Source organism: Priestia megaterium (genome assembly GCF_023824195.1).
GTDB lineage: Bacteria > Bacillota > Bacilli > Bacillales > Bacillaceae_H > Priestia > Priestia megaterium_D.
On record NZ_CP085442.1, the window covers coordinates 3,138,915 to 3,162,136 of the forward strand.

Here is a 23,222-nt window from a genome sequence, read left to right on the forward strand (position 1 = left end):
AGAATGAATAGACTCACCTTAGTGGTGCACTATACCATTTTATTCCTCTTTCTTAATTGTCAGAACAGTATACAAAGTGAACATTTCAACACGTGTTATTTCTGCGCTTGCGGCTTTGTTTTACGGGAGAAAAAAATATTTTTCTAGGATTTTCTTCGAGGATGCTTTTTTTGTTAACGCTTACAAATATGCGGGTTTCTAACGTATTTAGAGGAATTTGATGTACTATTTTTAGATGAATCACTATTCACTTCCTTATGTAAGAGTTTACATTTATTTGAATCATAAGTAAAATAGATAAATAGAATAAATAGTATGAAAACTAAGAATACTAGTGAGGAGAATTTATGGATATTCGAGAACTGCAACATTTCATGGAAGTAGTTAATCAAAAAAGTTTCACGAAAGCAGCAGCTGCAATTCACTTGTCTCAGCCAGCATTAAGTAAAATTGTAAAAAAACTAGAAGAAGAACTCGGCGTAGATCTTTTTGATCGCTCTACTCGAAAGCTGACGTTAACCGATGCAGGACAGATTGTGTATGGGCAAAGCCAAAAGCTGGTATCCACTCTTCACGAGCTGCATGCTCTGTTAGATGATTTACGGAATCTGCCTACAGGAGATATTAAAGTAGGAATTCCTCCTTTAGTAGGGACTGTTGTTTTCCCAATGATTGCAAAAAACTTTACATCAAAACATCCTCAGGTGAAATTAGAGCTTGTGGAGCTTGGCGCAAAGCGAATTGTCGAACTTGTAGAAAACGAACAAGTAGACCTTGGCATTATCGTGTTGCCTATTCAAAACCCTCTTTTTCACGTCTATCCGTTTATTGAAGAAGAGTTTAATTTATACATTCATCATGGGCATCCGCTGGCAGCTAAATCAATCGTTGCTTTGAGCGAGCTGAGAGAAGAGCCATTTGTCCTGTTCAGCAAAGATTTTTCTCTTCATGATCGCATTATTCACGAGTGCATTCAAGCTGGTTTTCATCCGAAAATAGCGTATGAAAGTTCGCAATGGGATTTGATTATTGAACTAGTCGCTTCTGAATTAGGTATTGCAATTTTACCAAAGTCCGTGTTTCCGAAGATCAATAACCCTTTTATTAAAAGTATTCCAATTGCCGCACCTACTCCAATGTGGGAGCTCGGCATCATTTTGAAAAAAGATCGCTATATGTCATATGCTACACGAGAACTTTTATCCTTCCTAGTAGACCAAGACATCATTTTGCCGTCTCATACGATGTCAGCAAACTCTTAACAAAAAAGCCTCTTCTTTCATTAGGAAGAGGCTTTTAGTCATCTTTAATATCTTCTTCAATCCTTTTTGTCATCCGATTGACTAAAAACAAGTCAGCAAATGGCGACTTGTTTTACAGCTGCTTTTTGAATAGCACACCTTTTTTAAAATGTACTCCCAAAGCTTCACGATTGGCCATAAACACTCCTATTAAAATAAGAAGGCCTCCGCCAATAATAGAAGGCGTGATAGCTTCATTTAAGACTACATAACCGATTAACACCGCGATTAAAGGAGATACATACAACCAAGTAGATGGAAAAACCGGATTTGTTTGAGCTATTAGCCAATAATATAAGCCGTGTCCAGCAATTGAACCAACAAAAATTAAATATACAATAGACCATACTGCGTTCCAAGGCATAATAGTGGAAACATGGATCTGCTCTGTACATAAAGATAGCACCAGTAGAAATATTCCCCCGTAAAACATTTGAATACCGTTAATTAAAAATGGTGACACTTCTTTTAGTTCATTTAACAAAGCTTTCGAATAATTGCTGCCTATGCCGTAAAATACCTCTCCTACTATGATAATGATACACCCTAACGTCCACGAATAAGACATAGTGGCTGTAACATTTGGAAGTGAAATGCAAATAACACCGGTAAAAGCCAGAAGCAAAGCGAATAACTGCTCTTTTTTTAATTCCATTTTTCTTTGCATCACTTGAATAAGCAATATCATCATTGGGCCAGTAGCAGATAAAACAGCTGCAAGACCCGATGTCACATGTTGTTCTGCCCAATAGAGTGTTGAAAATGTCATAAAGGTCAAACAAAACCCTACCATCATCACTTTTTTTGAAAATAATAACGAGCGTCGAACGTCTTTTTTATATGCAAAGTACGAGATTACTAATATTCCTGCTAAAAGAAAGCGAGTTCCAGCTGAGAAAAGTGGAGGCATTCCTGCTTCAATCCCTAATTTAATAGTTAAGAATGTCGTGCCGAAAATAAAACAGATAAGTACGTAATTAATAATAATCATATATCTTCCTCCTTTAAACATGCCACGAGTATAAAAGAAAGGAAGTATAACAGTAAAACCTTGACTATAACAGTTGCTGTTTTTCCAGTTGCGCCCATGCTTATTTTGAGGTTAACTAAAGAAAAAGAATAGTTAGGTGACACAATGAGATTTAATGTACATAAAAAATCTTCTACCCCCATTTATCAGCAAATCTATGAGCAGATTCGTTATCGCATCCAAACGAGCATGATAAAACCTGGTGATCAGCTCCCTTCTTTACGCAAGCTATCACAAGAGTTAGAAATAAGCTTATTAACGGTACGAAAATCGTATCAGCTCTTACAAAAATCAGGATTAATCGTAATACAGTCAGGAAAAGGAGCTTTTGTTAAAGGGGTTACTAAATGTTCTTCCAAGGTATTAAATAATTTTTCATGGCAAGATGAATTAAACGTAAATATCACGCGCTCTCAGTATAGCTTAAATCGTGATCGTAAATATTATGATTTCTCTCAGGCTATTCTTTTCCCTCGTCTCCTTCCTAATCAGTTTTTAGCGCAAGAAATGCAAAGTCTGTTACGTACCAATGAGCTTGTTTTAGCCACATACGGTCCAATTCAAGGAGATCGTGAGCTTCGCATAGAGCTTTCTTCTTATTTACAGAGAGAGCAAGGAATAAAAGCTGATCCTCATGAAATTATGATTACAAGTGGCGCTCAGCAAGGTATTGATTTAATTGCTCAAACGCTTTTAAAGCCAGGGGATACGGTTATAGTAGAGAGTCCATGCTACGGAGCTGCAATTGATGTCTTCACCAATAAAGGTGTTAACGTCATTTCAATTGAACTAGATGAAGAAGGAATACAATCTGATTTAGTAGAAGAAGTCTGCAAAAAAATAAAGCCTTCGCTTTTGTACGTGAACCCTTCTTTTCAAAACCCTACAGGTATACTAATGAGCAGACAGCGCCGCAAAGAACTAGTTGATTTGGCCGAATTGTATCACTTTTTTATTGTTGAAGATGATTCGTTTGGAGAGATTTATTTCGATGATATATCGGTGCCTCCACCGATCAAAACGTTTGATAAAAATGGGCATGTTTTGTTCTTGAAGGGGTTTAGTAAAACTTTGGCTCCAGGACTTCGAATTGGATTACTTTATGCACAAGGTTCTGTATTTGATTGGCTATATGCGGTTAAAGCACTGATGGATATTGGTAGTCCCTTGCTAACTCAAAAAGCCGTGCTAGCTTTTTTACGCACTGAGCGAATGAAACATCACATGGAAAAACTGAGGACCGCTTTGCAACTGAGAAGAGATCATGCAAGCGACCTGCTTTCGTCTCTTTCCGAATCCGTTCAATTCCAAGTTCCTAAAGGAGGATTCAACTTATGGTTAAAACTGCCTCAAAAAGTAAACACATTTGGGTTATTAAAAAAAGCCCAGGAGCACAATATCTGCTTTTTACCTGGTGAAGCTTGTTTTGTTCACAAACCGCTTCATGCTTACATTCGAATAAGCTATTCCCTCCTTAGTGATACTGATTTGAACACAGGACTTCAACGTCTTAACGCCATTCTTTCAGCTGAAATATAAAAAGATTCTTTAATAGATGTTTAATTGTAAGAAAAGAAGTGTATACAGAAAGAGGAGAAGAAAGTTATTCTTTCTTCTCCTCCACCCTTTTAACTCACATTTTTATTCACAGCAATAATTTCACTGAGGTTATTCATATAAATAATTTGATCACCAAACGTTCTATTTTTCAAAGCAGCCGTATGGTGCGGCTTCATGCCAATAATATAGCATGTGATACCCATGAGGTAGAAGGACTGCATAAAGCCTGCAAAAGCTTGAATTCCTTCGGTCGTTAATATATCTAGTCCCCCAAAGTCAAATAGAAGCGTGGTGTAATTTCCTTCATGCGCAAAGTTTTGCAAAATGGACGTATTTTCAGCTACAAGAGCTGTATCTAAGTCCCCAAAAAGAGGTATAAGTCCTACTTTAGAGGATAATTTAATAAAAGAAGCGGACAACTGCTTAATTTTTTGTAACGATTTTTCAAGACGTTCTTTTTGTTCAAGTAGTTCAAAATCTGTATCTGCTAATCGTTTCCGATGGTCTTGGACAAGGTTTGTCAGCTCTTGGATACGTTCATCTTGGCGAATACAAACTAAGTGACCTACATCACCATCCCATTGAATTAAGCATTCAAACAGTGAATAAGGTGAATCATTGGTTTGCACCACAAGTTCTACTTTCTGAATAGCCTGCCCTCGACTTTGGACAAGCGTTTGCTCATCATGAGGTTCGTCTACCGACAGTTCTCTAGAATCTTTTTGACGCAAGCTTAAAAATTTTCTCGCCTTTTCTTGACTGAATACATCTACAAGATCTAAAAAATTAGCTGAAGGCTTAAATAAATGACCTGATTGTTGCGACCATTCCAAAATATTAAATTCAGTATCCACTAAAAAGTAAGGAATTGGAACATATTCAAGCATCGACATTAACTTCCACTCCTTTGTGATAACTGACTAACCAGTTATTTAGTTGGTGAAGATCCGGAATTAGGCGTGTATGCTCAGAACAGTAAGAACAGAAATCAATTTGAGAAACTAAGCGTCCTCCTACCATTACCGTTGGCCTTGGTTCTAATTTGTCCAAAGTTTTGGTATATTCAGCAAGCCTCTCAATATGATAAGGGATGCTGACAGATAATCCTACCATGTGCGGCTTCCATTCTATAGCCATTTTCTCAGCGTATTCCAGAGGCAGATTGGCCCCTAAAAAGCGAGTATTCCAACCATGTTCCTCAAACAATAAAGCCACCATCTTTAAACCAATAAAGTGCTGTTCTTGTTCCAAACATAGAAGCAGTGCCTTTGGAGCGATGTCTGAAGCGTGTCCCTGAATTTTTTTATAAAAGCGATAGCGAGTTAGCACATAATCACATGTCGTAGTGGCGACATGCTCATCAGCTACAGAAATGATATTTTCTTCCCACATATCTCCAGTTACTCGCATTGCGGTTGTAATTAAATTTTCATAAATATCTAGGCTGTTCTTTCCTTGTTGGAGTTCTTCTAGCACAACTTCCCAAGCGCTGTCTTGATCACCAGCTAATAAATAGCCTACAAATTTTTTTACTTGAGATTTCATTGTTTCACCTCGGTAAACGTAAAGCTTTTAAGAAACTTTGATAAAAGCTTCTCGTCTTTCTTTTTCAAGATCGCCTAAAATGTATACCACTTTTAGACTAACACATGTTGCCAATAGCAACAACCTAAAAATAGAATAATAACTTTTTATTCTACTACAATCAATAAAATATGACTAGCATTTCTCTAAATATTCTCCTTTCCCTTTTATTTATGAAAAACACCTCGGCATTTTTTACCGAGGTGTTTTTCTGGTTGTCATCATTTTGGCTAAAAGAATGTAAGTCTGTAACTGTCTCTTTTATGCATATCTGTTTATTTTCCACTTTCAATAGACTTTTAAACATATGTATTTATGACTCTTCTGCTCCGACCATAATACTGATAAGATAGAGCGCTGTCATAACTGAGCCGATTGTATTCCATATCAAATGAATATATTGGCTGGTCGTCATAAACAAGTATACGCTTAACGACAGCAGCATCGTTCCGAACAAAAAAGACCATTTAAATAATGACAGTGGACGTTTAAACTTTAGATGCAAACAAAAAATAAAAATGAAGCCTACTAGTGCCATCACAAAGAAACTAACATTAAATAAATTGATGGTTATCACATTTGTTCACACTCCCTTTGCCCCTGAAACTATTATAACATATTTTTCCTTATCCTTATTCTCTCTCTACCAGCAAACGCGTCGAAAATTGTTTTTTTGACGTGTTTATGTCACAATATTTTTATAAAAATTCCAAGGAATGAGGGAATGCATTGACTACACCTGAAGCTCAAGATTCAAAATGGTCCATTTTAAATAAAGCCCTTCATAGCTCACAATCTGGTATTATCGTGACAGACCCTTCTTTGCCTGATAACCCAATTATTTACCTCAATCAAGGGTTTTCCCTTATGACCGGCTATAAGGAAGAAGAAGTATTAGGGGAAAATTGCCGTTTTCTACAAGGTCCTCTTACAAACCCGCACCACGTTGATGAAATTCGCAGCGCTATCAGCCGCAATCAGTCAGTCTCTGTCACGCTTGTTAATTATCGAAAAGACGGTTCTTTCTTTCATAATCAGCTAACGATTGACCCGACATATATAGAAGAAGATAAATACTACTTTATCGGTGTTCACAAAGACGTAACAATAGAAATTACAGCCCAGGAACAGCTTCAGCAAGCTTTGGAAGAAGTGGAAAGGCTATCCACCCCTATCGTGCCAATAGAGGAAGGAATCTCTGTTCTTCCATTAATCGGAACGTTAAACGAACGGCGTATAGAAATGCTATTTAATAGCTTCACCTCGCGTAACACAAGCAGCAAAGATCGTTATTTAATCCTAGACGTCTCAGGGTTAGCGCAATTTAATGATTCATTCGGCCGTGATATTCTTAATATTTACAATTGGCTGAAGCTCATGGGAACTCAGCTTGTTTTAACAGGAATTTCTCCTAACATGGCCATACATATGAGCACTATAGAAGATGATATGTCCTTTATTTTAGTCTATCAAAGCATTAAAGATGCCTTACCGAAGCTAAAGCTATAAGCACAAGAAGTGGTTCTTTATGAAAAATAGTTAAAATGCATGAATATGCTAGTTAAAAAATGTTTATTTTTTAATAAATTGGGTTTGAGAGTATACAGTTAGGGAAAACAAGGCGTATAGGAAAATAAATGCGCTTCATAATGGATTTATTTATAAGCATCCTCACTCTAGCTCAGGGGATGCTTTTATGCCTTTATTTATAAATCAATTAGACTATACATATATAAGGAGAGTCTTCATGCATAAAAATCAGGACTTATATCATTTTTTCAAAGAACATTCTCTTCAATTAACTGAAGACTGGTACAATCAGCTCGACGATGAAAATGAGTTCTCTGTCTATTCGAGTAAAAATCCAGCAATTGTGAAAGAACTGAAGCAGCAAAATCAAGATTATTTCCAGCATTTATTTGACGTATTTATAAAGGATGAGGAGTATTTTTTTTCAGATTTTCAGCAGTGGTCGATAGAACTAGCGCGTGATCCAAAGCATTTAAATACGCCTCTTCACTTTATTATTCGAGAATATTTTAATTCACAAAAAATTGCCGTTAATTATTTAAAGAAGTTTATCTCCTTGCATTCGAATGAGGTAAGCGTAGATAAGATATTTATGTGGTATGACATTATTGTTAAAGCTTTTGATCTATCTATTTATATCTTTATTCAAGAATATCATAAAAATACGCAAGAACAGCTGAACGCTCAGAAAGAGTTAATTAATGAATTAAGTTCTCCTGTCATCATGCTTCAAAACAAAGTTGCACTTCTGCCTCTTGTGGGGGATATTGGAACGGTCAAAAGTCAGTTTATTTTAGAAAATACGCTTCAGCAATGCTCGGAAAAAGGCGTTGAACATTTATGTATTGACCTGCTCGGCGTAGCTACGATTGATACGATGATGGCACAGGAGATTTTTAATTTAGTAAAAGCTCTTCGTTTAATTGGTGTGCAAACAATTTTATCTGGAATTCGACCGGAAATTTCTCAAACTGCAATTCGTTTAGGGCTTTCATTTGAACATGTTAAAACTACTTCTTCTCTTGCACAAGCACTTAATTCTATTAGTTAAGCATATGGCTCTCTATTACAGCATAGAGAGCCATATCTATGGCGTTTCAAATTTTACTGGGGTGTAGTAGACACGCCCGATTAACTTTTTTCCTTTGCTATCTTTCCAGTCCGCTACGAGTATATACCGATCACTGCGAGAGGCAGAATCTACTGTAATAGCAGATGTTTTTTTTATGTCCTTTTTTTCTACTATGTTTTCATAAATAGACTGATTGCGAATTTGTTTGTAATAAAGCGCATTAGGTTTTTTACCATCTATTTCAACGGACACTTGACCACCTTGAGAGACGGGAATACTATCTTTCATAACAATTTGTCTAAAATTTTTTCGTTCGCCAAAATCAGCTTCACATTCGGTCCAGCAAAAAAATAAAGGCTTGATGATGGCTTCCTTGCCTTCTGCTATTATTTTTATAGCGGGTGGATAAGGACCTTCAAGCGTTTCAGCTGTAGGAACCTGATATGCGGCTAATGAAAACACACTAAATAGGATAACCACCACTTTTTTCATACTATGTCCTCCCTTTTTGTGAACGTGGTGCACGTAAGTGAATGAGTGCATAGTATACTCTTTCGCCTGCAACCAAAAGATTCCTTTTATAATCAACAAAAAAACAGCTGCCTATTTGTTTAGACAGCTGTTTTGTTCTATTTACTTAGCATGCTTATTTCTTTTTTCATATCTTTTTCTACATATTCCATTAAATCAGATACGTAGGTTTGAAGCGGTTTTGTTGCGTCTTTATGATCATTCATCGTTAATTCATAAATGCTATCGATATTATCAATCATCAGTTCCATATCATCGATGACGCCCGTATGCTTATACATCGTTTTCATCGTAGGATCAAGGGAAGCTAATTCATTATATTCATAGTTTATAGTATTTGAAATATCATCGAGTTCATTGATAAATTGCTTTTTGGTTTTTTTTTCGGCCATAAGCTGATTATACTCTTTAAAAGCAGTTTGAAGGTTTTTCTGAGAGGCAGTCAATACTTTCAGCTGTTCTCGTCCTAAATAATAATCATAAATACTAGTAACAGTAAAATATCCCCCAAATGTGAGCGCGATTCCGACAACCAAACCTATCCAAAACGTGCTCGTTTTAAAAAAATGTTTCATAATGACTCCTTTTATCTGTGTTCTATGTACAACACTAGCTCATGCTGCTGCTTTTTCCTAGGATACACCAAAAACGAAGTGGAAGCTACACTTTTTTAAAAGATTTGTCGAAATTTGTCTCTTTTTCACAAACTGCCGCACATTATGTTCCATCTCTATTTCTCCATCTATATACATCAAATTCGTTAACCGCTGTAAAACCAAGTTTTTCATAGGCTGGCTTTCCTGCACTTGTAGCATGCAAAATACACGTATCCACCTGTTTTTTTGCTCCAGTAAGAACTTCCTTCAAATATGCGGTGGCCAGGCCTTTTCTTCTCATATGTCTAGCTGTAGTGATACAGTACAAACCCGCTGTACCGTCATAAAAAAAGAGAGACCCAGCTACAGCTGGCCGGTTGTGATAAAGGCCCAGATATAACTGATATTGGTCAGTGTGCTGCATAAGCTCCCTAAACCTTTCAAGAAAGTCAGCTTGATATTCTTCTGGTTTTTGATAGCCGTCTATGTATACCGTTATCCATTCTTTCAATTCAGCTTCTGTGTGCACTCGCTTACATTGAAACCCTTCTACTCCTGTATGTACGTATTCTTTTTCTTGAATGTGCTGAATCATTCCGATCCATTTTTCATAAGGAACAAATCCATTTTTATGAAGAACTGGCCCAAGGTTATCATATGAAGATGGACCAACAATCCATAGAGGTTCCTCCCCTTCCGGAGAGCATATCCCTAACGCAGGCTCAATATGACGGGTTCCTGCATATATACCGCGATTGTAAGGAGATGCAGAAATCCATTTAATTTCTGGCGTATCCACCTTCACAGATTTCTTCGTATGCTGAAAATACATCCAGTGCTGAATCAAGTGCTGTTCTACTACATCGCTTTGATTTTTTATTTTCACTTCATGTCTCCTTTCTTTTCTAAACTATGTTCCTTTTTCTATTATATACTAGTTAGTCTATTTTCTATGACTCTATCGCAGTTCTTAAATCCTTTTACAAGTTTATTTTATTTTTTTTGCTATTCTATGAATAGTTTTCTTTTAAGTGGGGTACTAACCTATATAAGCAATACATCATTAAAAAGGAGGATGATATTTATGTCATTTTTATGGGCACTTATTGTAGGTGGTATTATTGGGTGGCTTGCCGGATTAATTACAGGAAGAGACGTTCCGGGAGGTATTATTGGTAACATTATTGCCGGTTTTATCGGTTCTTGGTTAGGTTCAGCTATCTTTGGAAGCTTCGGACCAGTTGTAGGTGGATTCGCTATTATTCCTGCTATTATCGGATCAATCATTTTAGTGTTAATCGTAAGTTTCATTATGAGAAAAATGCGTGGTAATCATAAACATGCCTAATAAATTATTATATTAGAAAAAGAATCTCTGTTGAAAAAGAGGTTCTTTTTTTATATGAAAAATTCTTAAAATTTACTATTTTTAATTTCATAATATTGAAAGATAAACCCATTAATGTTAATTTAACCATAATCACTATAGAAAAAGAGGAATTAATATGCTGCTTTCAACCCACCCAAAAGACAAATCCATGTACCAAATACTAATAGAAGAAATCGAACAGACACGAACGTTAATGATTCAAACGGCTGTCCGTGAAGGAATGACAAGTCCTAACACACTTCAAGTTAGTCGATCATTAGATGCTTTATTAAATAAACTTCAAATTTTCTTCTACCAATAAAAGCCCATGAGTATGTAACCATATCATGGGCTTTTATTTTGTATTAGTCCGCTTGATTAACGTATTCCACTGCTTGGTGAAGGCTACTGAAAGTCGTAATGTCAGCCAAATCTAACCCTAAGTTCACCATCGTCTGAGCAATTTCAGCACGAATCCCGCTTAAAACCACTTGAATTCCTAATAATCTTAAAGCACCGATTACTTTAAAAATTTGGTCCGCTACCATCGTATCAATAATTGGAACCGCGTATAAATCAATAATCAACCAATTTAGCTTGTAGTCGCTGCCGTGTTGAAGCGCATTTTCCATTAAAATTTGAGCGCGATTTGTATCTAAATCGCCAACAAGAGGAATCACGCCAATTTCTTTCGTAATGCGTACCACAGGAATTGAAAGTTCATCAATTGCATAGCGAGCGGATTGAATTTTGTTTGCAAAGTCCGTCATATATGATTTACTAACCCAGTGTACAGCCTTGTCTACTACTACGTTGAAACGAGAAATAACTTGATAGAAGGCATCAAACGTAAACGTCTCAGCTTTTGCTTCTTCTTTAATAATTTCTCCGATAACATTTCGGTAATAGCTGATTTCTTCTAATGCTACATCCAACGGAAGCTGAAGGACAACGAGTAAATTCGCTACTTCTCTTCCCCATTCCTCAAGCACTTCAAAGTTTTTTGTATCATTTGTTGAGACAGAATCAGCATATATTTGAATTAAATGAACGCGCCACGGTTCTAACTGTTGTTGAATATCTTTTTCTTCATATTTTTTTTGTTTTGAGAACTCTTCTTTTTTTTCTAGAATTAAATTCGTAATGTGTTTAAGCTTTTTATCTAATAATAATGACTCCATATTGTTCTCCCGTTAAGAATTTGTTTACTTAAAATGATATCACAAATACCGTTAAAAAAAGTAAAACTAAGGGAAAAAGCTTTAAAAAATGAACCGGATGTCCCCTTTTACGAATAGAATGAGCTAAATTGAATCTAAAACGTACACGAGCTGAACTTCTCTCCTTCATTTTATCGTTACTTTCACAGTGGATTCTCATACATAACTCTTCAATTTAATGTTGGGCTATCTTAGCATATATGATAAATAGATGAAAAAATGTAAAAGGGTTTGCAACAAGCATGTCGCATGACAAAGTGTGTTTTAGGAAAGACTGAAAAGGAATTCCCTATAAAAAGGAGGTTAGGTATATGTCATTTATTTGGACGCTTATTGTTGGAGGACTTATCGGCTGGCTTGCTGGTGCGTTAACGGGACGAGATGTTCCAGGTGGAATTATCGGAAACATCATCGCTGGGTTCATTGGAGCATGGTTAGGCTCTCTAATTTTTGGAGATTTCGGTCCAGAGATTGGCGGATTCGCAATTGTTCCTGCTATTATTGGTGCTGTTATTTTAGTCTTAATTGTGAGCTTTGTTTTACGCAAAATGCGCGGAAATAATAATCATCGACATGCCTGAATAAAAAAGAGAAATCAGCGTCTTGATTTCTCTTTTTCCCTTAATCCTTATAGCAAAATGTTTAACAATGGAGCTACCTGTAAGTGTAATTCTTTATTGCTACATTTAAAAATTGCTGCTTGTCACCTCTCACATTTAATACTTCTACACCCTCATATCAAGCGCGTTAGTAATGAGCAGCTCTGTACCTTCGAGATCATCAAGCATATCGGTGAAGATAGCTTCAATATGAACGGGTGCAGTTTTAGCTTTCATTGGACATTGTTTTATAGTTGCTTTCTATTTGGGCTCTACTAATTCAATAAATGATCTTGCTTGTTTGCCCTTTAACTGTGCGTAGTGTGTATCTGTAGCTAATTCAACGGTTTCGTTTCCTAAGTTGACCCACATCCGATAAGATTGTATCTTTATATCCTTTTTTGTTTCCACCGGTTCAAAGTGAAGAATGTAGTTAGGTTTTCGAATCATTTCAGCTTTTTCTTCTCTCCATGATACATCTTTTAACCACTGCTGTACTTTTTGCACTTGATTTTGGTCTTTCATTTTAACCGCATGGCCATATTGATTATCGGCTATGTATTTTTCGATTACGAGCTTTTGCTCAACAGTACCGCTTGAAGCACTGCTTTGCTGACATCCTGTTATCACCCAACAAATAGCAATGAGAACAACTAATCCAGACCATACTTTTTTCATTTACATCTACCTTTCTTTGTGTAATTGAAATGAGATGTTCTTGCTGAATGATGCTACCAGCTGCTCGTTTTTAAATCTCTTTTTGCATTCTCTTTTCTTCATATAAATCCCTGCTTCATTTGCTCAAAAAAACTGAATCCCCGAAAGGATCCAGTTTTTCGTTACGATTCGACATCTTCTATGACATGAACAGCGCGAATAGCGGCGTTTACTTTTGTATGTTGAATGCGCTCAGTCGTTCAGTAAATGTGTTCATAAAAAAACGGCTTCCTTATGGAAGCCGTTCTATTTACTGACGATCAAACAATGAACTTCCTGCAATACCAGGGTTCGTCATTTCAAATGGATTTAAAATGAGATCTAATTCCTCTTCTGTTAACACATCGTATTGAAGGCAAAGCTCACGAATTGGTTTTCCTGTTAAAATCGCTTCACGCGCAATACGAGATACGACTTCATAGCCTAAGTGAGGGTTAACAGCTGTAATAATCCCTACGCTTTTTTCTACATATTCTTTCATGCGCGTTTCGTTTGCTTCAATTCCTGCTAAACAGTGATCTGTAAAGCTTCTGAAACCGTTGTTCATGATGCTGATTGATTGAAGCAAGTTAAACACAAGCACAGGTTCCATGACGTTAAGCTCCATCTGACCTGCTTCTGAAGCAAGAGAGATCGTTTGGTCATTTCCCATTACTTGAAACGCAATTTGATTGATTAATTCAGCCATAACAGGGTTTACTTTTCCTGGCATGATTGAAGAGCCAGGCTGACGAGCAGGAAGGCTGATTTCTCCTAGACCTGCACGAGGTCCAGATGCCATTAAACGCAGGTCATTTGCAATTTTAGACATATTTGTCATACAGATTTTAAGCGCTGCAGATACTTCTGTATAAGCATCTGTATTTTGAGTAGCGTCCACTAAATGCTCTGCATGCACAAGCGGCAGACCGCTGATATCCGCTAAGTGTTTGACCACATTTTCAATATAGCGAGGATCTGCATTTAAGCCTGTTCCAACAGCTGTCGCCCCCATATTTACTTCATGCAAGTGGTCACGCGTTGCGCTGATACGCTTAATGTCGCGCGCTAAAACACGGCTGTATGCTTCAAACTCTTGACCAAGACGAACGGGTACAGCATCTTGAAGGTGCGTACGGCCCATTTTAATTACATGATCAAATTCTTGCGCTTTTCGTTTAAACACATCATGCATATCATTCATTGTAACAAGAAGTTTATTTAATAAGTTCAGCGTTGAAATATGGATAGCCGTTGGAAATACATCATTTGTTGACTGAGACATATTAACATGGCTGTTAGGACTTAATTTACCATACTCCCCTTTATTATTTCCCATAATTTCAAGAGCACGGTTTGCAATAACTTCATTAGCATTCATATTCATTGATGTTCCTGCTCCGCCTTGAATAGGGTCCACAATAAAGTATTCATGCCACTGACCTGCTAAAATTTCATCAGCTGCTTGCACAATCGCATTTCCAATACCTTCATATAAGCGCTTTGTATCCATATTTGCAAGCGCTGCCGCTTTTTTTACAATAGCAAGCGCTTTAATCATTTCTTCATGTACTTTATAACCCGTAATCGGGAAATTTTCTACGGCACGTGCGGTTTGTACACCGTAGTATACGTCTGCTGGGATTTGTTTTTCTCCTAGAAAATCAGCTTCTGTACGATATCCTGCTGTTTCTTGTTTCATAGCTGTACCTGCTTTCTTTTTAATTAATATCTTCTGCAATCGACGTTTCCATCATCTTTTTAACTTGGTGAGGGTCTTTCGTTTGTCCGAGCACCCACATTAATTTAGGAACAATGGCTTCTGTGTTCATGTTTTTTGAGCGCACGACGCTGTCATGATTAATCATTCGGCCTACTTCATAAATGCCCATGTCTTCTCCTTCTTCAAGACACTGAGTCGTAATGACAACGGATACACCGTGGTTTGTTAACTCAACAAGCTTGGCTAAAATGTTGCGAACTTGAAATGGAATACCTCCACTTCCATAGCTTTCAACAACAACGCCTTGATATACATCCTTTAATCCATCGAAAAATTCAGGTTTAATGCCGGGAAACAGTTTAACAACTGCTACATCCGTACAAAGAGATGTATTAACCGTCAACTCTTCTTTACTAGAGCGAACGGGTTTTGTATATTCCACCGTATTATCATGGATAGACGCCACGTATGGATAATTAATGCTTTCAAATGCATCATAGCTTTTTGTACGAAGCTTGATTGCTCTTGTGCCTTGAATCACACGACCGTCAAAGACTACATAGACTCCGCCTGTTTCTTCACAAGCAAAGCGAATCGCATCTGCAATATTGCGCTTCGCGTCCGTTTTACTAAATGAAATAGGAATTTGAGATCCTGTAATCGCAATTGGTTTTTTAGAATGCTGAAGCATGTAAGAAAGAGCTGCCGATGTGTAGGCCATTGTATCAGTTCCATGGGTGATAACAAAACCATCGTATTCATTATAATGCTCTTCAATCGCTTTTGCCATCTCTATCCAACATTCTGGCTGCATATTTGTACTATCAAGATTCATAAGAGATTTGCTGTCAATTTGACAGTGTTCATTTAAATCAGGTATGTAGCTTAGTAATTGATCTGGCTCCATTCCAGGAACAAGTCCATTTTCACCTTCAAGTGAAGCGACCGTTCCACCAGTTGATAACAATAATAGTTTTTTCAAAACCGACATCCCCTTTGCTTAATTTTTGTAAAAAAACCTGACAATCTATCAAATAAATTATATTCATTTCGCGTACTTCACCTGTAATTATAGTAACCAAAAATCAATAAATCAAGAGAAAAATTATTCGTTTCGCGTACACTTTTCTCTGCAGCAATGATATAATGAATAAAAATGTAAATTAGCTCACGGTTTGATTACAAAGATCTGCGCGCGAGCTGAATGCCTCGGTTTTTTACATACTACACCTACAAAGGAGCGTCATGAATGTTAAGCAGATTAGCTCAACTCAGGAAAGAAAAAAAATGGTCTCTTCAATATACAGCTGACCAGCTTGAAATTGCTAAAAGCACCTACGCAGGATACGAATCTGGCTATCGTCGTCCTTCTCTTGAAGCACTCGTTACAATCGCAGAACTATTTGATACATCAACAGACTACTTGCTAGGTAAGGAAAAGGAACCTCATTCTCTTTCAGATGCACCCATCGAATTAACATCGCCTCAAACTCATACGATTACGGTTGACGGTGCGGAACTATCTCAAGAAGAAATTCAGCAGCTGACGGCTTTTATTCGTGCTAAAAGACAAATTGAAAAAGAAACTGCACCTTCTTCAATTTAAAGAAGATTAGAAGCAGAGTGCTTCTAATCTTCTAGCTGCATTTCTAAATAGCCTACTACTTCTTTTGTTATTTCCTCTTCTGTTTCTTCCACCAGCTCTCCGGTTATCTTGCTGCCTGGGAGCTTCCTCGAAGAACGGATGCCCCAAAACGTGCGTACACAGTGCCAGACAGGAATAAAAAGACCGTCTAAAAACTCATCTTTTTCCAAAATACCCACTTGAATAGTGGCGTGGTAACCGGGCTGAAAAGGATTTTCTCCTTCACGGATCACACCTACAGAAAGCTCCATCCCTTTTTTTTCAAAAGCTTCTTTATATTGTGCATATATTGATTTGAGAAGTTCTTGCATAGATCTTTCAACTGTATGTATATGTTGTTCTAACTGCGGCGTAAATTGTTTTGCGATGTATTCCATCTATCTCCCTCTTCTTTCAGTTCCCTATCCCTTATTTTAGCGATTTTCATTTTATTGTATCATAAGAAAAGCGTTTGTCTGTCTAGCAGAAAACCCCGCTTTTTTACAGAAAAGCGGGGTTCATACATACCTTTACTAGCAATAGCTTACATTGCTTTGTCTTGTTTAGAAGATGATTTTAATTTTTTATTTTTAGTTGGATCTGGCTCATTAGAAGACATGATAATGTTTCCTTCGCCGTTGCACACTTTGCACTTTATAAATCCAAATTTCTTACCGGCTCCTTGGCATTGTGGACAAACATATCGAATTGGCATAAACTGTACCTTCCTTCTTTCTAATTTATACCTGCGCCTTGAAAGCGCCTGTGGCTAGTTTATAGTTTTATTATAAGTTGTACAATCCACCCTATCAAGACGTGCCAAATTGCACATCTTTAATGGTAAGAAATCCTTCCTTTCTAAAATTCACCTGAAAAATGAGTCGATAGACAGGAGAATTTCTTTTCTTGTCAAAAGGCAATACGTCAGAGGAAGTTTCTTATTGGATATAATTAGCGAATGTTTGCGCGGAAAATTTTGCGCTTTTTCGCGAAGTTCAAGGTTACACAACCGTTTTATCTCGAATTTCTTTTGAAATGGTTACGTCTTTCCAAAGCTGTTCGTATTTATAACCCGTTAAACTTTCACAAACCGCTTGCGCTTCAGGAGTAACGTCTTTCGCTCGGCCTCCCTTTTTTCTTCTTTGAATTTCAGCTAATAAGATTTTGTGATTTTCCGGACTTATTTTAAACCATATGGTTGCGATAATTCCAGCGAGAATCAAAATAGCAGGTACAATCATGAACAGCTTTTGTAAGCCGGCTAGCGTAGACGCTGACTGCTCGGCGTTTGGTACATAACCAATATTCTTTAAGGCAACACCAACAAGAAAAATCGCAAGCGCCTGAGAAGATTTTCGAATAAACGACATCAGCCCTGCATACACGCCCTCTCTTCTTTTTGTCGTAATCATTTCATCTACATCTGATACGAACGGCAGTACATTCCATGGAATCATAATCGCTCCAGAATGACCGCTTCCTAAGAAAAATGCTGCTAGATAAATAAGAACTAACGAGCTATCTGTTGTTAGGAAACTGAATAAAACAATGCCCGTTCCCCAAATGATCATGCTGAAGTTATAGGTTAATTTATTTCCTAACTTAATGGCTATGTACGTAACAAGAGGAATAAATAGCACTTGTGTAATTTGCACAAAGCTTAGGGTGTCTGCATAAATAGCTTCGCGCAGCATGTAATAGGCAATAAAATAAAAGAAAAGAGCATTAAATACATCCATTGCAATGTAAGATGCTAAATACATGGCAAGATACACGTTAAACGACTTATTTTTAAATGCACTTCCAAAACTGATGAAAAGCTGCTTGAATTCTAACCAAAATCCGTTTTGCTTTTTTCGTTTCACTACTTCTCCGCTATCCCATGTTCCCTTGTAGACAAAAATCCATGGAAGAGCAAAAAGAAGACCAAAGATAATTCCCATGATTAAATACCCTTGTCCACCTGGAAATTCATCAATGATTCGTTTTGGGAAGAAAGCGCCTAAAAATGAAGCGCCTTGTGAAAAGACCATGCGTATTCCCGTCATTTTCGAACGAATACTATAATCTGTAGTCATTTCTGCTGCTAGCGTATTGTAAGGAACCATGACCATACCAAACGCCGTGTTAAATAAAAGATAGGCTAAGATAAAATAGGTGTATTTGAACATATGCGAGCCTTCAATAGGAATCCACAGCATACTGAACGTGATGGCAACTGGAATGATTCCAAAAAGAAAAAAGACTCTTCTTCGTCCTTTTTTTGTCTGAAGATGATCAGATATGTACCCAATGGTTGGATCTAACAAAGCATCCCACACTTTTCCAAGAGCTACAATCGTTCCTGCTTCTACAGGAGAAAGCCCGACTACATCCGTTAAAAAAACCATAAATAATGTGCCGATAATAAAAAAGGATCCTCCGCCAAACAAATCCCCAAATCCATACGCTACCATATTACGAAAGCGCACTTGTTTTGTTTTCCCTTGCATATGCAGCCCTCCCCCTGAGTAAATAGACTAGCTTCTTTTGTTATTCACTTTTTTCTATTTTACTAAACTACCCCTTGAAAAATAAGGAATATGTCACCTTTTCTACTCAAAAGAATAAGATACTTTTTGATCATATAAATAGAAAAATGACTGGGTAAAACGTTCTTCTTTATACTCTATTATAAGTTGACTTTTTTTTCACAGCTGTTATAATTCAACCCATTGCTTGTTATTCAACTATAAAATGCAAACTTGAACATTTGACATCTGAGCTGTGACGAATAAAATAATAAGTATGAAACCTATTGATATCTTTAAAGCATTATCTAATGAAACTCGATTAAATATATTGGAGTGGTTAAAAGAACCTGAAAAGCATTTTAAAGACAAACAAGCACATTTGCCTAAGGAGGTCAGCAGCAGAGGCGGTGTTTGCGTGGGAGATATTCAGGAAAAAGCTCAGCTGTCTCAGTCTACAGTGTCCAGTTATCTTTCCATGATGCAAAAAGCAGGTTTGTTAGAGTCAATTCGGCACGGTCAATGGACATACTATCGCCGAAATGAAGAAACGCTTCAAGAGCTTTCTTCATTCTTACGAAAAAAACTTTAACGAGTTTTTTTCACTAAGTATATCTATTTTTCTAGATATACAAATATGAAGAAATATTGGAGTGATAAACGTGAAGTTGTTGGTTTATTTGGTTGCGGTTCTAGGCGGCGCTGCTTTAAGTATGGAAGGCGCTATTGCCGGAGAACTCGGAAAAACAGTGGGAAAACTTGAAAGCAGTTATTATATTTTTATCATGGGAACGCTCATTTTAGGTCTGACCACTTTATTTGCTGGAAAGGGAGATTTACCTTACGTCTTAAAAGCGCCTAAGTGGAATTTAACCGGCGGTTTATTAGGTACGGTTTATTTAACAATTCTAGTGATTAGTATCCCCTTTATCGGAATTGGCGTTTCAATGGTTGCTGTTATTGTGGGCCAAATGATTACAAGCATGATCATTGAGCATTTTGGTTGGCTTGGCAGCAGCAAAATTAAAATTAACAAAGAACGCGTAATGGCTATTGTATGTATGGGAATTGCGCTTGTACTTATTTTCTAGGAGGGTTTTACGATGAGTTTAGTGATGGTGATACTTACCCTAATAGGAGGATTAACGCTAAGCGCTCAGTCTTCTATTAACGGCACACTAAGTAAAAAAACAGGTACGTTTGAAACAGCTTTTTTAACCTTTGCGACAGGTGCCATGATTTTAACGATTGTCGTTGTATTCTTTGGTCAAGGAAACATTCTCTCTGTTTTTGATGTCCCTAAATGGCAGCTTACCTGCGCTTTATTCGGAGCATCTTATTTATTTCTAACTGTTTTAGCTGTACCTAAAATTGGTGTAACAGCAGCTAATATCTCAACTGTTATCGGTCAGTTATTTGCAAGTATGATTATTGACCATTTTGGCTGGTTTGGAAGCAAGGAAGTACCCTTTGATCTATCCCGCTGGATTGGTGTAGCATTTATGTTATTAGCTCTTTATTTTATTTTTAAAGGCAATAAGAAAACAGCAGTATAAAATGATCATGAAAATAGCCAAGTGTCCCTATGGAAAGGCGCACTTGGCTATTTTTTGTACGTAAACCGCATTTGAATTTTCAATCAATTATTTAGAACATATTTTATTTAAACTAAATTAATTTTTAATAAGGTAAATTCCACAAAAAATTGTGCATACCTTCCTGTCTTTGTTCAAAAGATAAAGATGCAGATCTAGAAAATCGGCTACATAAACGAACAGGTAAGGTGGGTTTTTTCGTGGGAAAATTTTTATTTTTAGCAGCATTTGTCTTTTTTTGTTTTACGCTTTCCATTTCCGCAGAAGAAAATATACCAGAAGAAAATATAGAATCACACGTAAGTCAGCCTGTTGTAAAAGATTTTATTTATCAATCTCTTGAACCTTGGGTACATCAAGATATTACTTCTCATTATGAGAAGGTTTACGGTAAACAGCATAAAAAAGTAAAAGTTCGCCCGATTAAAAAAGATGATATCGGGATACAAATGGGTGAAATACAGCCCGGTAAAGGCGGTAAGTTCACTCATATTGTGAGGGTGAAAATCTTAAACTTAAAAGTAAAACCTGAGGGAGAAGATGAATTTTTTGCAACGGATACGCTTATTTATAAAGTGAATATCAACGAACTTTCTGCTGAAAATGATGTAGAAAACGTCGTAAAACTACTCGAGTATAAACATCAAGAAAGATAAAGATCCAAAAAGCCAATTCTTCCCCCTTTTGAAGGTATTTATTCCTCTATTCAAAAGGGGCTTTATTATGAAGCGTGTTTTCTCTTCACATTTTTAGGGAATACAACTACCACTTATCCCCTAATTTTTTCATATTGCTAGTGCATAAAGTATGAACTTGATAACTTTTTGTCGGTTTTTATCTATTTCTGTAGGGTTTCCTGTAGGATGAAAAAGAAAGTAAAGCGCTTTAATTACCGTGACAGAAAGGTTGAGGATAGCTGTCCTGCATAACTGGAAATCAATAGGTATTAAGAACTGCATGTAACGACAAAAGTTGACAACCAAAGATTTCAGAATAATAATAATAAAGCAACAACGTTTAAATGAAAGACTTATTTTACATGAAAGGTGTTAGTCAGATGAACAATTTACATCGAAGAATGGGAACATTCGCGTTAACCATGACGGGACTCGGATCAATTATTGGTTCCGGCTGGTTATTTGGAGCGTGGCGAGCAGCTCAAATTGCAGGACCGGCTGCTATTTTATCATGGGTCATTGGAATGGTCGTTATTTTATTTATTGCACTTTCTTACAGTGAATTAGGATCCATGTTTCCCGAAGCCGGCGGGATGGTCAAGTATACGCAGTACTCACACGGTTCGTTTATTGGTTTTATTGCTGCTTGGGCAAACTGGATTGCGATTGTATCCGTTATTCCAGTCGAAGCAGTAGCTTCTGTACAGTATATGAGCTCGTGGCCTTGGGAATGGGCAAAGTGGACAAGCCACCTCGTAGAAAAAGGAACGTTAACTGGCGAAGGATTAGCTATCGCTACTGTGCTATTGATTATTTACTTTTTACTGAATTATTGGACAGTTGGGTTGTTTTCGAAGGCCAACTCGTTAATCACTATTTTTAAAATTGTTATACCGGGACTTACAATTGGAGCACTTTTATTTGTAGGCTTTCACGGCGAGAACTTCACTTCTGGAAGCAGCATCGCACCAAACGGCTGGGCTAGTGTGCTAACAGCTGTTGCTACGTCTGGAATTGTGTTCGCTTTTAACGGCTTTCAAAGCCCCATTAATATGGCTGGAGAAGCAAAGAATCCTGGAAGAGCTATTCCGATTGCGGTGGTAGGCTCAATTTTAGTGGCTACAGTCATTTATTTGCTTCTTCAAATTGCTTTTATCGGGGCAGTAAATCCTTCTGATATTGCGAAGGGATGGAGTCATTTAAATTTTAACTCTCCATTTGCAGATTTAGCCATTGCGCTTAACATTAACTGGCTTGTAATTGTCCTGTATGCAGATGCGTTTGTTTCACCATCCGGAACAGGTATTACGTATACAGCTACTACTGCTCGAATGATTTATGGTATGGAACAAAATAAATATTTGCCAAGTGTTCTAGGACGCCTTCATCCTATTTATGGTGTTCCGCGTCAAGCCATGTTTTTTAACTTAGCTGTTTCTCTTGTCTTTTTGTTTTTATTTCGGGGCTGGGGCGTGCTTGCTGAAATTATTTCAGTCGCTACGCTTATCTCTTACATTACAGGTCCTGTTACGGTTATGACGCTAAGACGAACTGGCAGCGATTTATATCGTCCCCTTCGTTTAAAAGGATTAAGCATTATTGCGCCGCTCGGCTTTATTTTTGCTTCTTTAACGCTATATTGGGCGCGCTGGCCGCTAACTGGACAAGTTTTGTTTATTATTTTAATCGGTCTTCCTATTTATTTTTATTATCAAGCAAAAGCTAAATGGCAAGGCTTTCGCCAGAACTTCAAAGGCGGCGTATGGATGGTTGTATACTTACTGTGTATGATGACTATTTCATGGCTTGGAAGTGAAAAGTTTGGCGGCCTTAATGTCATTAAATACGGATGGGATATGGGAATTATTGTTGTTGTTTCTCTTCTTTTCTACACATGGGCTTTAAGAAGCGGCTTCAAAACGGAGTATTTAGAGAATGGAAGAAAAGTAAATGACGGCTTAAAAGCAGCAGCGGCTGAAACAGCCGCTTCTAAAGAGTCATAACA

The 23,222-nt window shown here is 37.2% G+C and carries 28 protein-coding genes; 13 read left to right on the forward strand and 15 right to left on the reverse strand.

What is annotated here, in order from left to right:
• Nucleotides 1-347: 347 nt before the first annotated feature.
• Complete coding sequence (locus LIS78_RS15965) at nt 348-1,262, forward strand: LysR family transcriptional regulator (RefSeq protein WP_195782732.1); 915 nt, start codon at nt 348-350, stop codon at nt 1,260-1,262.
• Between the two features lie 112 nt (nt 1,263-1,374).
• Here LIS78_RS15965 and LIS78_RS15970 read toward each other — a convergent pair whose 3' ends face one another.
• Complete coding sequence (locus LIS78_RS15970; RefSeq protein WP_050689866.1) at nt 1,375-2,292, reverse strand: DMT family transporter; 918 nt, start codon at nt 2,290-2,292, stop codon at nt 1,375-1,377.
• Between the two features lie 144 nt (nt 2,293-2,436).
• Between LIS78_RS15970 and pdxR the strand changes: the two genes are divergently transcribed.
• Nucleotides 2,437-3,870 carry a MocR-like pyridoxine biosynthesis transcription factor PdxR gene (gene pdxR, locus LIS78_RS15975; protein WP_195782731.1) on the forward strand — a complete coding sequence of 478 codons (1,434 nt, stop codon included), beginning with the start codon at nt 2,437-2,439 and terminating at the stop codon, nt 3,868-3,870.
• Between the two features lie 89 nt (nt 3,871-3,959).
• Here pdxR and LIS78_RS15980 read toward each other — a convergent pair whose 3' ends face one another.
• The 3 genes from LIS78_RS15980 to LIS78_RS15990 form a co-directional block, all read right to left on the reverse strand.
• Nucleotides 3,960-4,784, reverse strand: coding sequence for an STAS domain-containing protein (locus LIS78_RS15980; RefSeq protein ID WP_195782730.1), 825 nt, complete (start codon nt 4,782-4,784; stop codon nt 3,960-3,962).
• Entirely contained in the window at nt 4,771-5,436 is a 666-nt protein-coding gene (locus LIS78_RS15985; protein WP_195782729.1) for a cobalamin B12-binding domain-containing protein, read from the reverse strand. The genes LIS78_RS15980 and LIS78_RS15985 overlap by 14 nt, the downstream gene beginning before the upstream one ends.
• Nucleotides 5,437-5,788: 352 nt before the next feature.
• Entirely contained in the window at nt 5,789-6,052 is a 264-nt protein-coding gene (locus LIS78_RS15990; RefSeq protein ID WP_209150073.1) for a hypothetical protein, read from the reverse strand.
• Between the two features lie 152 nt (nt 6,053-6,204).
• On the opposite strand from LIS78_RS15990, the gene ytvA reads away from it, so the two are divergent.
• Both ytvA and LIS78_RS16000 read left to right on the forward strand, forming a co-directional pair.
• A complete protein-coding gene (ytvA, locus tag LIS78_RS15995; protein ID WP_252283989.1) occupies nt 6,205-6,984 on the forward strand; it encodes a YtvA family blue-light photoreceptor in 780 nt (259 codons plus the stop codon).
• Between the two features lie 238 nt (nt 6,985-7,222).
• On the forward strand, nt 7,223-8,056 hold the full coding sequence (locus LIS78_RS16000; RefSeq protein WP_252283990.1) for an STAS domain-containing protein: 834 nt from the start codon (nt 7,223-7,225) through the stop codon (nt 8,054-8,056).
• Nucleotides 8,057-8,092: 36 nt separating this feature from the next.
• Here the strand turns inward: LIS78_RS16000 and LIS78_RS16005 are convergent, their stop codons facing one another.
• The 3 genes from LIS78_RS16005 to LIS78_RS16015 all read right to left on the reverse strand — a co-directional run bounded on the left by LIS78_RS16005 (nt 8,093) and on the right by LIS78_RS16015 (nt 10,090).
• Nucleotides 8,093-8,569 carry a hypothetical protein gene (locus tag LIS78_RS16005; protein ID WP_252283991.1) on the reverse strand — a complete coding sequence of 159 codons (477 nt, stop codon included), beginning with the start codon at nt 8,567-8,569 and terminating at the stop codon, nt 8,093-8,095.
• A 137-nt stretch (nt 8,570-8,706) separates the two neighbouring features.
• Nucleotides 8,707-9,183 (reverse strand): hypothetical protein, encoded by a 477-nt coding sequence (locus LIS78_RS16010; RefSeq protein ID WP_014459392.1) that lies wholly within the window; start codon nt 9,181-9,183, stop codon nt 8,707-8,709.
• Between the two features lie 142 nt (nt 9,184-9,325).
• On the reverse strand, nt 9,326-10,090 hold the full coding sequence (locus tag LIS78_RS16015; protein ID WP_209150076.1) for a GNAT family N-acetyltransferase: 765 nt from the start codon (nt 10,088-10,090) through the stop codon (nt 9,326-9,328).
• Nucleotides 10,091-10,288: 198 nt separating this feature from the next.
• Here LIS78_RS16015 and LIS78_RS16020 point away from each other — a divergent pair, with 198 nt between their 5' ends.
• Nucleotides 10,289-10,552, forward strand: coding sequence for a GlsB/YeaQ/YmgE family stress response membrane protein (locus LIS78_RS16020; RefSeq protein ID WP_013057762.1), 264 nt, complete (start codon nt 10,289-10,291; stop codon nt 10,550-10,552).
• Nucleotides 10,553-10,709: 157 nt separating this feature from the next.
• Nucleotides 10,710-10,895 carry an aspartyl-phosphate phosphatase Spo0E family protein gene (locus tag LIS78_RS16025; protein ID WP_195782723.1) on the forward strand — a complete coding sequence of 62 codons (186 nt, stop codon included), beginning with the start codon at nt 10,710-10,712 and terminating at the stop codon, nt 10,893-10,895.
• 43 nt (nt 10,896-10,938) lie between these two features.
• On the opposite strand, the gene LIS78_RS16030 is transcribed toward LIS78_RS16025, so the two are convergent.
• Nucleotides 10,939-11,754, reverse strand: a complete 816-nt coding sequence (locus LIS78_RS16030) for an STAS domain-containing protein (protein ID WP_013057764.1) — start codon at nt 11,752-11,754, stop codon at nt 10,939-10,941.
• Between the two features lie 350 nt (nt 11,755-12,104).
• Here LIS78_RS16030 and LIS78_RS16035 point away from each other — a divergent pair, with 350 nt between their 5' ends.
• On the forward strand, nt 12,105-12,374 hold the full coding sequence (locus LIS78_RS16035; RefSeq protein ID WP_013057765.1) for a GlsB/YeaQ/YmgE family stress response membrane protein: 270 nt from the start codon (nt 12,105-12,107) through the stop codon (nt 12,372-12,374).
• Between the two features lie 279 nt (nt 12,375-12,653).
• Here the strand turns inward: LIS78_RS16035 and LIS78_RS16040 are convergent, their stop codons facing one another.
• The 3 genes from LIS78_RS16040 to LIS78_RS16050 form a co-directional block, all read right to left on the reverse strand.
• Nucleotides 12,654-13,070: a YhfM domain-containing protein gene (locus LIS78_RS16040; protein WP_209150077.1), complete on the reverse strand. Its 417-nt coding sequence runs from the start codon at nt 13,068-13,070 to the stop codon at nt 12,654-12,656.
• A gap of 289 nt (nt 13,071-13,359) precedes the next feature.
• On the reverse strand, nt 13,360-14,790 hold the full coding sequence (gene aspA / locus LIS78_RS16045) for an aspartate ammonia-lyase (RefSeq protein ID WP_013057771.1): 1,431 nt from the start codon (nt 14,788-14,790) through the stop codon (nt 13,360-13,362).
• A gap of 19 nt (nt 14,791-14,809) precedes the next feature.
• Complete coding sequence (locus LIS78_RS16050; RefSeq protein WP_013057772.1) at nt 14,810-15,793, reverse strand: asparaginase; 984 nt, start codon at nt 15,791-15,793, stop codon at nt 14,810-14,812.
• A 267-nt stretch (nt 15,794-16,060) separates the two neighbouring features.
• Between LIS78_RS16050 and LIS78_RS16055 the strand changes: the two genes are divergently transcribed.
• On the forward strand, nt 16,061-16,417 hold the full coding sequence (locus LIS78_RS16055; protein ID WP_013057773.1) for a helix-turn-helix domain-containing protein: 357 nt from the start codon (nt 16,061-16,063) through the stop codon (nt 16,415-16,417).
• A 23-nt stretch (nt 16,418-16,440) separates the two neighbouring features.
• Here the strand turns inward: LIS78_RS16055 and LIS78_RS16060 are convergent, their stop codons facing one another.
• The 3 genes from LIS78_RS16060 to LIS78_RS16070 all read right to left on the reverse strand — a co-directional run bounded on the left by LIS78_RS16060 (nt 16,441) and on the right by LIS78_RS16070 (nt 18,927).
• Nucleotides 16,441-16,833, reverse strand: a complete 393-nt coding sequence (locus LIS78_RS16060; protein WP_064471847.1) for a hypothetical protein — start codon at nt 16,831-16,833, stop codon at nt 16,441-16,443.
• Between the two features lie 146 nt (nt 16,834-16,979).
• Entirely contained in the window at nt 16,980-17,150 is a 171-nt protein-coding gene (locus LIS78_RS16065; protein ID WP_013057775.1) for a hypothetical protein, read from the reverse strand.
• Between the two features lie 286 nt (nt 17,151-17,436).
• Complete coding sequence (locus tag LIS78_RS16070) at nt 17,437-18,927, reverse strand: MFS transporter (protein ID WP_252283992.1); 1,491 nt, start codon at nt 18,925-18,927, stop codon at nt 17,437-17,439.
• Nucleotides 18,928-19,222: 295 nt separating this feature from the next.
• Between LIS78_RS16070 and LIS78_RS16075 the strand changes: the two genes are divergently transcribed.
• From LIS78_RS16075 to LIS78_RS16090, 4 genes are all read left to right on the forward strand, one after another.
• The gene (locus tag LIS78_RS16075) at nt 19,223-19,537 is read left to right on the forward strand and encodes an ArsR/SmtB family transcription factor (RefSeq protein ID WP_013083854.1); all 315 of its coding nucleotides are present in this window, start codon (nt 19,223-19,225) and stop codon (nt 19,535-19,537) included.
• A gap of 70 nt (nt 19,538-19,607) precedes the next feature.
• Nucleotides 19,608-20,036, forward strand: coding sequence for a DMT family transporter (locus LIS78_RS16080; protein ID WP_028409192.1), 429 nt, complete (start codon nt 19,608-19,610; stop codon nt 20,034-20,036).
• A 12-nt stretch (nt 20,037-20,048) separates the two neighbouring features.
• A complete protein-coding gene (locus LIS78_RS16085) occupies nt 20,049-20,501 on the forward strand; it encodes a DMT family transporter (RefSeq protein ID WP_209150081.1) in 453 nt (150 codons plus the stop codon).
• A gap of 239 nt (nt 20,502-20,740) precedes the next feature.
• Nucleotides 20,741-21,196, forward strand: coding sequence for a hypothetical protein (locus tag LIS78_RS16090; RefSeq protein WP_014459377.1), 456 nt, complete (start codon nt 20,741-20,743; stop codon nt 21,194-21,196).
• Here LIS78_RS16090 and LIS78_RS31605 read toward each other — a convergent pair.
• Complete coding sequence (locus LIS78_RS31605; protein WP_350495077.1) at nt 21,167-21,250, reverse strand: KxYKxGKxW signal peptide domain-containing protein; 84 nt, start codon at nt 21,248-21,250, stop codon at nt 21,167-21,169. The genes LIS78_RS16090 and LIS78_RS31605 overlap by 30 nt on opposite strands.
• 347 nt (nt 21,251-21,597) lie before the next feature.
• Between LIS78_RS31605 and aimA the strand changes: the two genes are divergently transcribed.
• Nucleotides 21,598-23,220 (forward strand): glutamate/serine transporter AimA, encoded by a 1,623-nt coding sequence (gene aimA, locus LIS78_RS16095; protein WP_195782713.1) that lies wholly within the window; start codon nt 21,598-21,600, stop codon nt 23,218-23,220.
• The last annotated feature ends 2 nt before the right edge of the window (nt 23,221-23,222 follow it).

What these genes read in the sequence shown, in the direction of transcription:
- LIS78_RS15965 (WP_195782732.1), top strand. Translation starts at nt 348, where the DNA reads ATGGATATTCGAGAACTGCAACATTTCATGGAAGTAGTTAATCAAAAA.
- LIS78_RS15970 (WP_050689866.1), bottom strand. Translation starts at nt 2,292, where the DNA reads ATGATTATTATTAATTACGTACTTATCTGTTTTATTTTCGGCACGACA.
- pdxR (WP_195782731.1), top strand. Translation starts at nt 2,437, where the DNA reads ATGAGATTTAATGTACATAAAAAATCTTCTACCCCCATTTATCAGCAA.
- LIS78_RS15980 (WP_195782730.1), bottom strand. Translation starts at nt 4,784, where the DNA reads ATGTCGATGCTTGAATATGTTCCAATTCCTTACTTTTTAGTGGATACT.
- LIS78_RS15985 (WP_195782729.1), bottom strand. Translation starts at nt 5,436, where the DNA reads ATGAAATCTCAAGTAAAAAAATTTGTAGGCTATTTATTAGCTGGTGAT.
- LIS78_RS16000 (WP_252283990.1), top strand. Translation starts at nt 7,223, where the DNA reads ATGCATAAAAATCAGGACTTATATCATTTTTTCAAAGAACATTCTCTT.
- LIS78_RS16005 (WP_252283991.1), bottom strand. Translation starts at nt 8,569, where the DNA reads ATGAAAAAAGTGGTGGTTATCCTATTTAGTGTGTTTTCATTAGCCGCA.
- LIS78_RS16010 (WP_014459392.1), bottom strand. Translation starts at nt 9,183, where the DNA reads ATGAAACATTTTTTTAAAACGAGCACGTTTTGGATAGGTTTGGTTGTC.
- LIS78_RS16020 (WP_013057762.1), top strand. Translation starts at nt 10,289, where the DNA reads ATGTCATTTTTATGGGCACTTATTGTAGGTGGTATTATTGGGTGGCTT.
- LIS78_RS16025 (WP_195782723.1), top strand. Translation starts at nt 10,710, where the DNA reads ATGCTGCTTTCAACCCACCCAAAAGACAAATCCATGTACCAAATACTA.
- LIS78_RS16030 (WP_013057764.1), bottom strand. Translation starts at nt 11,754, where the DNA reads ATGGAGTCATTATTATTAGATAAAAAGCTTAAACACATTACGAATTTA.
- LIS78_RS16035 (WP_013057765.1), top strand. Translation starts at nt 12,105, where the DNA reads ATGTCATTTATTTGGACGCTTATTGTTGGAGGACTTATCGGCTGGCTT.
- LIS78_RS16040 (WP_209150077.1), bottom strand. Translation starts at nt 13,070, where the DNA reads ATGAAAAAAGTATGGTCTGGATTAGTTGTTCTCATTGCTATTTGTTGG.
- aspA (WP_013057771.1), bottom strand. Translation starts at nt 14,790, where the DNA reads ATGAAACAAGAAACAGCAGGATATCGTACAGAAGCTGATTTTCTAGGA.
- LIS78_RS16055 (WP_013057773.1), top strand. Translation starts at nt 16,061, where the DNA reads ATGTTAAGCAGATTAGCTCAACTCAGGAAAGAAAAAAAATGGTCTCTT.
- LIS78_RS16060 (WP_064471847.1), bottom strand. Translation starts at nt 16,833, where the DNA reads ATGGAATACATCGCAAAACAATTTACGCCGCAGTTAGAACAACATATA.
- LIS78_RS16065 (WP_013057775.1), bottom strand. Translation starts at nt 17,150, where the DNA reads ATGCCAATTCGATATGTTTGTCCACAATGCCAAGGAGCCGGTAAGAAA.
- LIS78_RS16070 (WP_252283992.1), bottom strand. Translation starts at nt 18,927, where the DNA reads ATGCAAGGGAAAACAAAACAAGTGCGCTTTCGTAATATGGTAGCGTAT.
- LIS78_RS16075 (WP_013083854.1), top strand. Translation starts at nt 19,223, where the DNA reads ATGAAACCTATTGATATCTTTAAAGCATTATCTAATGAAACTCGATTA.
- LIS78_RS16085 (WP_209150081.1), top strand. Translation starts at nt 20,049, where the DNA reads ATGAGTTTAGTGATGGTGATACTTACCCTAATAGGAGGATTAACGCTA.
- aimA (WP_195782713.1), top strand. Translation starts at nt 21,598, where the DNA reads ATGAACAATTTACATCGAAGAATGGGAACATTCGCGTTAACCATGACG.